An 11,494-nucleotide genomic window follows, 5' to 3' on the forward strand; every position below is an offset into this window, starting at 1 on the left:
CTTCTCTCGGTTCTCGATGGGGGAAGCGACTACCAGCGGTAGTGCGCGAAGGCCTTGTTGGACTCGGCCATCTTGTGGGTGTCCTCGCGCTTCTTCACGGCGGCGCCGAGCCCGTTGGAGGCGTCGAGCAGCTCGTTCATCAGGCGCTCGGTCATCGTCTTCTCACGGCGCGCGCGGGCGTAACCCACGATCCAACGCAGCGCGAGAGTGGAGGAACGGCCGGGGCGGACCTCGACCGGGACCTGGTAGGTGGCGCCACCGACGCGACGGGAGCGGACCTCGAGGGTCGGCTTCACGTTCTCGAGCGCGCGCTTGAGCGTGATGACCGGGTCGTTGCCGGTCTTCTCACGCAGGCCCTCCATGGCGCCGTACACGATGCGCTCGGCGGTGGAGCGCTTGCCGTGCAGCAGCACCTTGTTGATGAGGGAGGTCACCAGAGGAGAGCCGTAGACCGGGTCGATGATGACCGGTCGCTTCGGGGCGGGGCCCTTACGAGGCATGCTTACTTCTCCTTCTTGGCGCCGTAGCGGCTGCGAGCCTGCTTGCGGTTCTTGACGCCCTGGGTGTCGAGGGAGCCGCGGATGATCTTGTAGCGAACACCCGGCAGGTCCTTCACACGGCCACCGCGCACGAGCACGATGGAGTGCTCCTGCAGGTTGTGGCCCTCACCCGGAATGTAAGCGGTGACCTCGATGCCGCTGGTCAGACGCACACGCGCGACCTTACGCAGGGCCGAGTTCGGCTTCTTGGGGGTGGTGGTGAACACGCGCGTGCAGACGCCGCGGCGCTGGGGCGAGCCCTCGAGTGCCGGCGTCTTGTTCTTCTCGACCTTGTCCTGTCGGCCCTTGCGGACCAACTGCTGGATCGTAGGCACCGTTTCTCCGGTTTCTGTGTGCCAGTCTCGGTACAACTAACCTGGGCCACTCGCCGACCCACGCGGTCGGGTGTGTCGAAGGCTGCACACTCCCGCGATGCGGGGCCCAGTGGGTGAGAAGCATGCAGATTTCGGTGTCCCCGCCTCACATCCCGCAGCGTATTGGAGCACACGAGAGCGCAGGGGATACCCCAGGCACAAGGTCAGAGCGTACCTACCGCATCGGCTCCGGTCAAAACAAATGCCCATGCCACCGTAGTGGGCGCGAACCGGGAGCGGAAGAGCACCCGAAGGCCCGCGCGGCCTGCGCGGAACCGCTTTCCGCGGCCTCTTTCCCCGGCCTCTTTCCGGCAGGCGGGCAGGCCTGCCGGAGCTGATCAGAACGATCCAGCCGCGAACACCACGATCGCCACCAGCGCGAGCGCGACGAGCCCGATCGTCAGCCAGCCCAGGACCAGACCGGCCACGGCCATCCCGTCGCCCTTCTCCCCGGTGCGGCGGATCTCGGCGCGCGCCTTGTGTCCCAGGATCACGGCGGGGATGGCGGTGACCCCGTAGAACGGGGTGAGGACTCCGCAGACCAGGGCTCCGACAGCGGAGTTGTTCGTCTGGGGCGGGGGCGGCAGGAAGACGCGCGGGCCCGCCGGCTGGTACGGCTGCGCGTACTGCGGCGCGGGCGCGGGCACCGCCATCGGGCCCTGCGGCAGATCGGCGATGAGCGCGTGCAACTCCCCGTACGTCTGCGCCTGGTGGGCGCGGCCCATCCGCTGCTCGTACTCGGCGTGGCTCAGCCGCCCCTCGGCGTATCCGGCCTTGAGCACGTCGATGGTGCGCTCCCGGTCCGAGTGGGACGCGCGCATCATCGGCAGATGCGAAGCCTGCTGCGCGGCCTGCGGCGGATTCGATGGATTCGATGGATACGGAAGATGACGCCCCGCCTGCCCGGGCGGGCCGCCGTACTTGCCCTGCTGACCCGGCTGTCCCCACGGCTGGTACGACACCGGCTCCACCTCCCCACGTTCGGGCTGCCCCCATCATCCATGACGTTCGCACACCCCGGGGAGTTCCGGGCGCCCGGGACACACCGCATGACGCCGGACACGCCCGCGCGGGGCGGCCCCTCCGAGGAGGAACCGCCCCGCGCGGGCGTGTCCGGCGGTCCGTACGGCCCGCTCAGCCGTTGTACGGGCCGTAGTCGTAGTCCTCCAGCGGGACCGCCTGGCCGGAGCCGGTGCCGAAGGGCGAGTAGTCGATGTCGTCGTAGCCGACGGCCGAGTACATCGCGGCCTTCGCCTCCTCGGTCGGCTCGACCCGGATGTTGCGGTAGCGGGAAAGGCCCGTACCGGCCGGGATGAGCTTACCGATGATGACGTTCTCCTTGAGGCCGATCAGGGAGTCCGACTTGGCGTTGATCGCCGCGTCGGTCAGGACCCTGGTCGTCTCCTGGAAGGACGCCGCCGACAGCCAGGACTCCGTGGCCAGCGAGGCCTTGGTGATGCCCATCAGCTGCGGACGGCCGGAGGCCGGCTGGCCGCCCTCCGCCACCACGCGGCGGTTCTCGCCCTCGAACTTCGAGCGCTCCACCAGCTCGCCCGGCAGCAGCTCGGCGTCGCCGGACTCGATGATCGTCACCCGGCGCAGCATCTGCCGGATGATGATCTCGATGTGCTTGTCGTGGATCGACACACCCTGCGAGTTGTAGACCTTCTGGACCTCGCCCACCAGGTGCACCTGCACCGCGCGCTGGCCGAGGATGCGCAGCACGTCGTGCGGGTTGGTGGCGCCGACCGTCAGCGGCTGGCCGACGGCGACGTGGTCACCCTCGGAGACCAGCAGACGAGCTCGCTTGGAGACGCCGTAGGAGGTCTCGTCGGAGCCGTCGTCGGGGGTGACGACGAGCTTCTTGGTCTTCTCGGTCTCCTCGATCCGCACGCGGCCGGCGGCCTCGGAGATCGGGGCGACACCCTTGGGGGTGCGGGCCTCGAAGAGCTCGACAACACGCGGCAGACCCTGGGTGATGTCGTCACCGGCCACACCACCGGTGTGGAAGGTGCGCATCGTCAGCTGGGTGCCGGGCTCGCCGATGGACTGGGCGGCGATGATGCCGACGGCCTCGCCGATGTCCACCAGCTTGCCGGTCGCCAGCGAGCGGCCGTAGCACATGGCGCAGGTGCCGACGGCGGACTCGCAGGTGAGGACCGAGCGGGTCTTGACCGTCTCCACGCCGTGCCGCACCAGCTCGTCGATGAGCACGTCGCCCAGGTCGGTGCCGGCCGGGGCCAGCACCTTGCCGTCGACGGTGACGTCCTCGGCGAGGCAGCGTGCGTACACGCTGGTCTCGGCGTCCTCCGCCTTGCGCAGGGCGCCGTCCGCGCCCTTGGACGCGATCACGAGCTTCAGGCCGCGGTCGGTGCCGCAGTCCTCCTCGCGGATGATCACGTCCTGCGAGACGTCCACCAGACGACGGGTCAGGTAACCGGAGTCGGCGGTGCGCAGCGCGGTGTCCGCCAGACCCTTGCGGGCGCCGTGCGTGGAGATGAAGTACTCCAGCACGGACAGACCCTCGCGGAACGACGCCTTGATCGGCCGCGGGATGGTCTCGTTCTTGGCGTTGGACACCAGACCGCGCATACCGGCGATCTGGCGCATCTGCATCATGTTTCCGCGAGCGCCCGAGTCGACCATCATGAAGATCGGGTTGGTCTTCGGGAAGTTCTCCGACATGGCCTCGGCGACCTCGTTGGTCGCACGGGTCCAGATGCCGATGAGCTCGTTGGAACGCTCGTCCTTGGTGATCAGACCGCGCTCGTACTGCTTCTGGACCTTCTCGTCCTGCGCCTCGTAGTTCGCGATGATCTCCTTCTTGGCCTCGGGGACCACGACGTCGGAGATCGCGATGGTGACGCCGGAGCGGGTCGCCCAGTGGAAACCGGCCGACTTCAGGTTGTCCAGGGCCGCGGCGACGACGACCTTGGGGTAGCGCTCGGCGAGGTCGTTGACGATCCCCGACAGCTGCTTCTTGCCCACGGTGTAGTCGACGAACGGGTAGTCCTCGGGCAGCAGCTCGTTGAAGAGCGCGCGGCCCAGGGTGGTGCGCAGCCGGAACGGGTCGCCGGACTGCCACTCCCCGGAGGCGAAGCCTCCATCGGGCGTGGCGCCCTCCTCGGCGGCCGGCGGGGTCCAGCCGCGGGGCGGGACCGAGCCGACGGGGAAGCGGATGTCGATCTTCGCCTGGAGCGACAGCTCCCGGGCGTCGAACGCCATGATCGCCTCGGCCACCGAGTTGAACGACCGGCCCTCGCCCTTGACCTCGCCCTCCGCCTGGTCGGTGGTGAGGAAGAACAGGCCCAGCACCATGTCCTGGGTCGGCATGGTGACGGGACGGCCGTCGGCCGGCTTGAGGATGTTGTTCGAGGACAGCATCAGGATGCGGGCCTCGGCCTGCGCCTCCGCGGACAGCGGCAGGTGCACGGCCATCTGGTCGCCGTCGAAGTCCGCGTTGAACGCGGTGCACACCAGCGGGTGGATCTGGATGGCCTTACCCTCGACCAGCTGCGGCTCGAAGGCCTGGATGCCCAGACGGTGCAGGGTCGGCGCGCGGTTGAGCAGCACCGGGTGCTCGGCGATGACCTCTTCGAGCACGTCGTACACGACCGTGCGGCCGCGCTCGACCATACGCTTGGCCGACTTGATGTTCTGCGCGTGGTTGAGGTCCACCAGGCGCTTCATCACGAACGGCTTGAACAGCTCCAGCGCCATGGCCTTGGGCAGACCGCACTGGTGCAGCTTGAGCTGCGGACCGACGACGATCACCGAACGCGCCGAGTAGTCGACGCGCTTGCCCAGCAGGTTCTGGCGGAAGCGGCCCTGCTTGCCCTTGAGCATGTCGGACAGCGACTTCAGCGGACGGTTGCCGGGGCCCGTGACCGGGCGGCCGCGGCGGCCGTTGTCGAAGAGCGCGTCGACGGCCTCCTGGAGCATGCGCTTCTCGTTGTTCACGATGATCTCGGGCGCGCCGAGGTCGAGAAGCCGCTTCAGGCGGTTGTTGCGGTTGATGACGCGGCGGTACAGGTCGTTCAGGTCACTGGTCGCGAAGCGGCCGCCGTCGAGCTGCACCATCGGACGCAGGTCCGGCGGGATGACCGGCACGCAGTCCAGCACCATGCCCTTGGGGCTGTTGCGGGTCTGCAGGAAGGCGGAGACGACCTTGAGACGCTTGAGCGCACGGGTCTTCTTCTGGCCCTTGCCGGTCCGGATGATCTCGCGGAGCCTCTCGGCCTCCTCCTCCAGATCGAAGGTCTCCAGCCGCTTCTGCAGCGCGGCGGCGCCCATCGAACCGTCGAAGTAGGTCCCGAAGCGGTCGCGCAGCTCACGGTAGAGCAGCTCGTCGCCTTCCAGGTCCTGGACCTTGAGGTTCTTGAACCGGTTCCAGACCTCGTCCAGACGGTCGATCTCGCGCTGGGCGCGGTCGCGGATCTGCTTCATCTCGCGCTCGGCGCCCTCGCGCACCTTGCGGCGGACGTCGGCCTTGGCGCCCTCGGCCTCCAGCTCCGCGAGGTCGGCCTCCTGCTTCTTGGCCCGGGCCTCCAGGTCGGCGTCGCGGCGCTGCTCGATCTGCTGGCGCTCCACGGAGACATGGGCCTCCAGGGAGGGCAGGTCGCGCGTTCGGCGCTCCTCGTCCACCCACGTGATCATGTAGGCGGCGAAGTAGATGACCTTCTCCAGGTCCTTCGGGGCGAGGTCGAGCAGGTAGCCCAGACGGGAGGGCACGCCCTTGAAGTACCAGATGTGGGTGACGGGTGCGGCGAGCTCGATGTGGCCCATCCGCTCACGGCGCACCTTGGCGCGGGTCACCTCGACGCCGCAACGCTCGCAGATGATGCCCTTGAAGCGGACGCGCTTGTACTTGCCGCAGTAACACTCCCAGTCCCGGGTCGGACCGAAGATCTTCTCGCAGAAGAGCCCGTCCTTTTCCGGCTTGAGGGTGCGGTAGTTGATGGTCTCCGGCTTCTTGACCTCGCCGTGGGACCACTGACGGATGTCGTCAGCGGTGGCCAGGCCGATTCGCAGCTCGTCGAAGAAGTTGACGTCGAGCACTCTCGTCAATCCCTCTCAGGGTTTGTGCCCCTCGCGTCGGTGGGACCGAGGAGCTCTGTGGTGGTCTGAACGGGGGTCGCGGGGAGGCCGGGGGCCGCACCCGCCGCCTCGGGCGGGAGGGTGCGGCGCCCCGGCCGGCCCGTCAGACCTCTTCGACGCTGCTCGGCTCGCGCCGGGACAGGTCGATGCCGAGCTCTTCCGCGGCGCGGAAGACGTCCTCGTCGGTGTCGCGCATCTCGATGGACATGCCGTCGCTGGACAGCACCTCCACGTTGAGGCACAGGGACTGCATCTCCTTGATGAGCACCTTGAAGGACTCGGGGATGCCGGGCTCGGGGATGTTCTCGCCCTTGACGATGGCCTCGTAGACCTTCACGCGGCCGGTGACGTCGTCGGACTTGATGGTCAGCAGCTCCTGGAGTGCGTACGCGGCGCCGTATGCCTCCAGCGCCCACACCTCCATCTCACCGAAGCGCTGACCACCGAACTGAGCCTTACCGCCCAGCGGCTGCTGGGTGATCATGGAGTACGGACCGGTCGAGCGGGCGTGCAGCTTGTCGTCGACCAGGTGGTGCAGCTTGAGGATGTACATGTAGCCGACCGAGATCGGGGCCGGGAACGGCTCGCCGGAGCGGCCGTCGAAGAGCCGGGCCTTGCCGGAGGGCAGGACCATCCGCTCGCCGTCGCGGTTGGGCAGGGTCGCCGTGAACAGACCGGCGATCTCGTCCTCGCGGGCGCCGTCGAACACCGGGGTGGCGACGTTGGTGCCGGGCTCGACGTCGTCGGCACTGATCGAGGCCAGCCGCTTCTGCCACTCCTCCTCGATCCCCTCGACCTTCCAGCCCTGGGAGGCGAGCCAGCCCAGGTGGATCTCCAGGACCTGACCCGGGTTCATCCGGGACGGGACGCCCAGCGGGTTGAGGATGACGTCGACCGGGGTGCCGTCCTCCATGAACGGCATGTCCTCGATCGGCAGGATCTTGGAGATGACGCCCTTGTTGCCGTGGCGGCCGGCGAGCTTGTCACCATCGGTGATCTTGCGCTTCTGGGCCACGTAGACGCGGACGAGCTGGTTCACGCCCGGAGGCAGCTCGTCGCCCTCCTCGCGGTCGAAGACGCGGACGCCGATGACCTTGCCGGTCTCGCCGTGCGGCACCTTCAGCGAGGTGTCGCGGACCTCACGCGCCTTCTCACCGAAGATCGCGCGCAGCAGCCGCTCCTCCGGGGTCAGCTCGGTCTCGCCCTTCGGAGTGACCTTGCCGACCAGGATGTCGCCCGCCTCGACCTCGGCGCCGATGCGGATGATGCCGCGCTCGTCGAGGTCGGCCAGGACCTCCTCGGAGACGTTCGGGATGTCCCGGGTGATCTCCTCGGGACCCAGCTTGGTGTCGCGGGCGTCGACCTCGTGCTCCTCGATGTGGATCGAGGAGAGGACGTCGTCCTGGACGAGGCGCTGCGACAGGATGATCGCGTCCTCGTAGTTGTGGCCCTCCCACGGCATGAACGCCACGAGCAGGTTCTTGCCGAGCGCCATCTCGCCCTGCTCGGTCGAGGGCCCGTCCGCGAGGACCTGTCCGGTCACCACACGGTCGCCCTCGTTCACGACGACCTTCTGGTTGAAGGAGGTGCCCTGGTTCGAGCGGAAGAACTTGGCGACCCGGTAGGTGGTGTAGGTGCCGTCGTCGTTGGCCACGGTGACGTAGTCGGCGGAGACCTCCTGGATCACACCGTCCTTCTCGGCCTTGATCACGTCACCGGCGTCGACCGCACAGCGGTACTCCATGCCGGTGCCGACCAGCGGGGCCTCGGCCCGGAGCAGCGGGACGGCCTGACGCATCATGTTCGCGCCCATCAGCGCGCGGTTGGCGTCGTCGTGCTCCAGGAACGGGATCATGGCGGTCGCGACCGACACCATCTGGCGCGGCGAGACGTCCATGTAGTCGACCTCGTCACCGGGGATGAGGTCGACCTCGCCGCCGCGGCGGCGGATCAGGACGCGGTCCTCGGTGAACCGCATGTCATCGCCCAGCGGCGCGTTGGCCTGGGCGATGACGTAGCGGTCCTCCTCATCGGCGGTCAGGTACTGCACCTCGTCGGTGACCACGCCCTCGACGACCTTGCGGTACGGCGTCTCGATGAAGCCGAACGCGTTGACCCTGCCGTAGGAGGCCAGCGAGCCGATCAGACCGATGTTCGGCCCCTCGGGGGTCTCGATCGGGCACATGCGGCCGTAGTGCGAGGGGTGCACGTCACGGACCTCGAAGCCAGCCCGCTCACGGGAGAGACCGCCTGGGCCGAGGGCGTTGAGACGACGCTTGTGCGTCAGGCCCGACAGCGGGTTGGTCTGGTCCATGAACTGGGACAGCTGGCTGGTGCCGAAGAACTCCTTGATGGAGGCGACAACCGGCCGGATGTTGATCAGGGTCTGCGGCGTGATCGCCTCGACATCCTGGGTGGTCATGCGCTCGCGCACGACGCGCTCCATCCGGGCGAGACCCGTACGGACCTGGTTCTGGATCAGTTCGCCGACGCTGCGGATGCGACGGTTGCCGAAGTGGTCGATGTCGTCGGTCTCGACGATGATCGAACGGCCGGACTCTCCGACCGTCTCGGTCTCCCCGGCGTGCAGCTTGACCAGGTACTTGATCGTGGCGATGACGTCGTCGACGGTCAGCACGCCGGCGTCCAGCGGCTGGTCGCCGCCGAGCTTCCGGTTGATCTTGTACCGGCCGACCTTGGCCAGGTCGTAGCGCTTGGGGTTGAAGTAGAGGTTCTCCAGCAGCGTCTGCGCGGCCTCACGCGTCGGCGGCTCGCCCGGACGCAGCTTGCGGTAGATGTCGAGCAGCGCGTCGTCCTGGCCCTGGGTGTGGTCCTTCTCCAGGGTGGCCCGCATGGACTCGTACTGGCCGAACTCCTCCAGGATCTGCTCGGTGGTCCAGCCGAGCGCCTTGAGCAGGACGGTGACGGACTGCTTGCGTTTGCGGTCGATACGGACACCGACCATGTCGCGCTTGTCGATCTCCATCTCCAGCCAGGCGCCGCGAGATGGGATGATCTTGGCGGAGAAGATGTCCTTGTCGGACGTCTTGTCGATGTTGCTGTCGAAGTAGACACCCGGCGAGCGCACCAGCTGGGAGACCACGACACGCTCGGTGCCGTTGATGACGAAGGTGCCCTTGTTGGTCATGAGCGGGAAATCGCCCATGAAGACCGTCTGGGACTTGATCTCGCCGGTCTCGTTGTTGGTGAACTCGGCGGTGACGAACAGGGGCGCGGCGTAGGTGAAATCGCGCTCCTTGCACTCGTCGATCGAGTTCTTCGGCGGCTCGAAGCGGTGGTCGCGGAAGGTGAGCGACATCGACCCGGAGAAGTCCTCGATCGGGGAGATCTCCTCGAAGATCTCCTCCAGACCGGACTTGGTGGGGACATCCTCACCGCGCTCCAGCGCCGCCTCGACGCGAGTCTTCCAGGCGCCGTTGCCGAGCAGCCAGTCGAAGCTCTCGGTCTGCAGCGCAAGGAGGTTCGGAACCCCGAGGGGCTCCTTGATCTTCGCAAAGGAGATACGCAGCGGGGCGGTGCTGGCGCCGTTGTTCGAATGAGCGGTCGAGGCGTTGCGCGAGGCGGCCAAGAGGGGGTCCTTCCGAGGGCTCGGACTCACTACGCGCATGCCGTGCCCCTGGTGACGGGCAGGGGGCAGTTAATAGGCAGCGCAAAGGGTCAGTGTAGCCACAAGGCCCACTGATGTCCAGTGCGGTATCCGGAGACCGGCACGCGGTACCAATCTCTCCCTCCAGAGGGGCGAGCCCCTCATCAGTTGTTCAACGCCTGCCGCAAGGTTTCCCACTTCGCCGGCGATCCATGCCTCGGATTGTGGATCGATGTGACGACGCGTCCTGAGAATTGCGCGCTACGTACGGTTCGTCAAGGCCCCACCCTCTCCGGAACCACGGGGAGCGTACGGCCGGACAGCGCTGATCACCATACCCGCAGGCCCTCGCCAGGCGATACGGCCGTCGTGGAAACGACCGAAGGCGACCACCCGCATGGGTGATCGCCTTCGGAAGGAGAGGAGTCAGCAAACTCCCGGAGTGACCCGAGTCACTCGGTTCACTTGACCTCGACGGAGGCGCCGGCGCCCTTGAGGGACTCGGCGGCCTTGTCGGCGGCCTCCTTGTTGACCTTCTCCAGGACCGGCTTCGGGGTGCCGTCGACCAGGTCCTTGGCCTCCTTCAGGCCGAGGGAGGTCAGCTCGCGCACGACCTTGATGACCTGGATCTTCTTGGCGCCGGCGCCGGTGAGGATGACGTCGAACTCGTCCTTCTCCTCCGGGGCCTCGGCGGCCGGGCCACCCTGGGCGGGGCCGGCGGCGACGGCGACCGGGGCGGCGGCCTCGACGTCGAACTTCTCCTCGAAGGCCTTCACGAACTCGGAGAGCTCGATGAGGGTCATCTCGCTGAACTGCTCGAGCAGCTCGTCCTGGCTGAGCTTCGCCATGGTGGCGGTCCTTCCACTAAGTCGGCTGGTGCCGGGTTGTTCATGTCGGCGGGCGTACGGGGCCCGCTGCGACCGAGTGCGCCTGGAGTGGGTTACTCGGCCTCGGCGGGAGCCGGCGTACCGGCACCGCCCTGCTCCTGCTTGGCACGAAGGGCGTCCGCGGTGCGGACGAACTTCGACAGCGGGGCCTGGAAGGTCGCCGCGGCCTTGGCCATGGACGCCTTCATGCCACCGGCCAGCTTGGCGAGCAGCACCTCACGGGACTCGAGGTCCGCGAGCTTCTTGATCTCGTCGGCGCTGAGCGCCTTGCCCTCGAGGACACCGCCCTTGATGACGAGCTGGGGGTTGTCCTTGGTGAAGTCACGCAGGCTCTTCGCCGCCTCGACCGGGTCACCGGTCACGAAGGCGACGGCGGTGGAGCCGACGAGGAACTCGTCGAGCTCGGTGACCCCGGCCTCGTTGGCCGCGATCTTGGTAAGCGTGTTCTTCGCCACACGGTACTGAGCGTTCTCACCGAGAGAACGGCGCAGGTCCTTGAGCTGAGCGACGCTGAGACCGGTGTACGCGGTCACAACGGCGGCGTTGGAGTTCTGGAACTTCTCCCTGATCTCCTCGACAGCTGCGACCTTGTCGGGACTCGCCATGAGCCTCGGCCCTCCTTTCCGGGTGATGCGATCCTCGACCGTGCCTTTCGGCAGGTCATGACGCCGGACCGCCCACGTCGGGCGCACGAGGAAGGGGTTTTGCACAAAACGAAACGCCCCGGCGCAGACGCACGGGGCGTGACTCGACCGGCGCACACGCCGGGAGTCCTCCAGTGTCACCTGCGCAGGTCGCCCGCTCCAAGCGGATCCTTCGGCCACCGGTCCCTGATCTGCGAGAGATCCGGGAGCACGGCAACGACCAGCGGTCTTTGGCTTCGGTGAAAGCGTACGCGAACGCCGTCACCACAGGCAAATCCACGAGGGCTCCACCGCTTCCCGCCCGTGCAAGGTGCCGGGCCCCGTCTCCGGGAAGGAGACGGGGCCC

7 protein-coding genes are annotated in these 11,494 nt (G+C 67.6%); all 7 read right to left on the reverse strand.

Annotated features, from left to right (window positions below; translation table 11 throughout):
- Nucleotides 1-29 precede the first annotated feature (29 nt).
- Nucleotides 30-500 (reverse strand): 30S ribosomal protein S7, encoded by a 471-nt coding sequence (gene rpsG, locus LJ221_RS07215; protein ID WP_093660564.1) that lies wholly within the window; start codon nucleotides 498-500, stop codon nucleotides 30-32.
- Between the two features lie 2 nt (nucleotides 501-502).
- Complete coding sequence (rpsL, locus tag LJ221_RS07220) at nucleotides 503-874, reverse strand: 30S ribosomal protein S12 (protein ID WP_003948652.1); 372 nt, start codon at nucleotides 872-874, stop codon at nucleotides 503-505.
- A gap of 377 nt (nucleotides 875-1,251) precedes the next feature.
- A complete protein-coding gene (locus LJ221_RS07225; RefSeq protein WP_241714766.1) occupies nucleotides 1,252-1,734 on the reverse strand; it encodes a DUF1707 and DUF4190 domain-containing protein in 483 nt (160 codons plus the stop codon).
- Between the two features lie 313 nt (nucleotides 1,735-2,047).
- A complete protein-coding gene (locus LJ221_RS07230) occupies nucleotides 2,048-5,971 on the reverse strand; it encodes a DNA-directed RNA polymerase subunit beta' (RefSeq protein WP_241714767.1) in 3,924 nt (1,307 codons plus the stop codon).
- A 142-nt stretch (nucleotides 5,972-6,113) separates the two neighbouring features.
- Nucleotides 6,114-9,599 carry a DNA-directed RNA polymerase subunit beta gene (rpoB, locus tag LJ221_RS07235; RefSeq protein ID WP_241714753.1) on the reverse strand — a complete coding sequence of 1,162 codons (3,486 nt, stop codon included), beginning with the start codon at nucleotides 9,597-9,599 and terminating at the stop codon, nucleotides 6,114-6,116.
- A 479-nt stretch (nucleotides 9,600-10,078) separates the two neighbouring features.
- A complete protein-coding gene (rplL, locus tag LJ221_RS07240; RefSeq protein ID WP_241714754.1) occupies nucleotides 10,079-10,465 on the reverse strand; it encodes a 50S ribosomal protein L7/L12 in 387 nt (128 codons plus the stop codon).
- Between the two features lie 92 nt (nucleotides 10,466-10,557).
- Nucleotides 10,558-11,109 carry a 50S ribosomal protein L10 gene (rplJ, locus tag LJ221_RS07245; protein ID WP_241714755.1) on the reverse strand — a complete coding sequence of 184 codons (552 nt, stop codon included), beginning with the start codon at nucleotides 11,107-11,109 and terminating at the stop codon, nucleotides 10,558-10,560.
- Between the last annotated feature and the right edge of the window lie 385 nt (nucleotides 11,110-11,494).

This window comes from Streptomyces sp. CNQ085, from assembly GCF_022614595.1.
In the GTDB taxonomy this organism is placed as follows: domain Bacteria; phylum Actinomycetota; class Actinomycetes; order Streptomycetales; family Streptomycetaceae; genus Streptomyces.

What these genes read in the sequence shown, in the direction of transcription:
- rplJ (WP_241714755.1), bottom strand. Translation starts at nt 11,109, where the DNA reads ATGGCGAGTCCCGACAAGGTCGCAGCTGTCGAGGAGATCAGGGAGAAG.
- LJ221_RS07225 (WP_241714766.1), bottom strand. Translation starts at nt 1,734, where the DNA reads ATGCGCGCGTCCCACTCGGACCGGGAGCGCACCATCGACGTGCTCAAG.
- rplL (WP_241714754.1), bottom strand. Translation starts at nt 10,465, where the DNA reads ATGGCGAAGCTCAGCCAGGACGAGCTGCTCGAGCAGTTCAGCGAGATG.
- rpsG (WP_093660564.1), bottom strand. Translation starts at nt 500, where the DNA reads ATGCCTCGTAAGGGCCCCGCCCCGAAGCGACCGGTCATCATCGACCCG.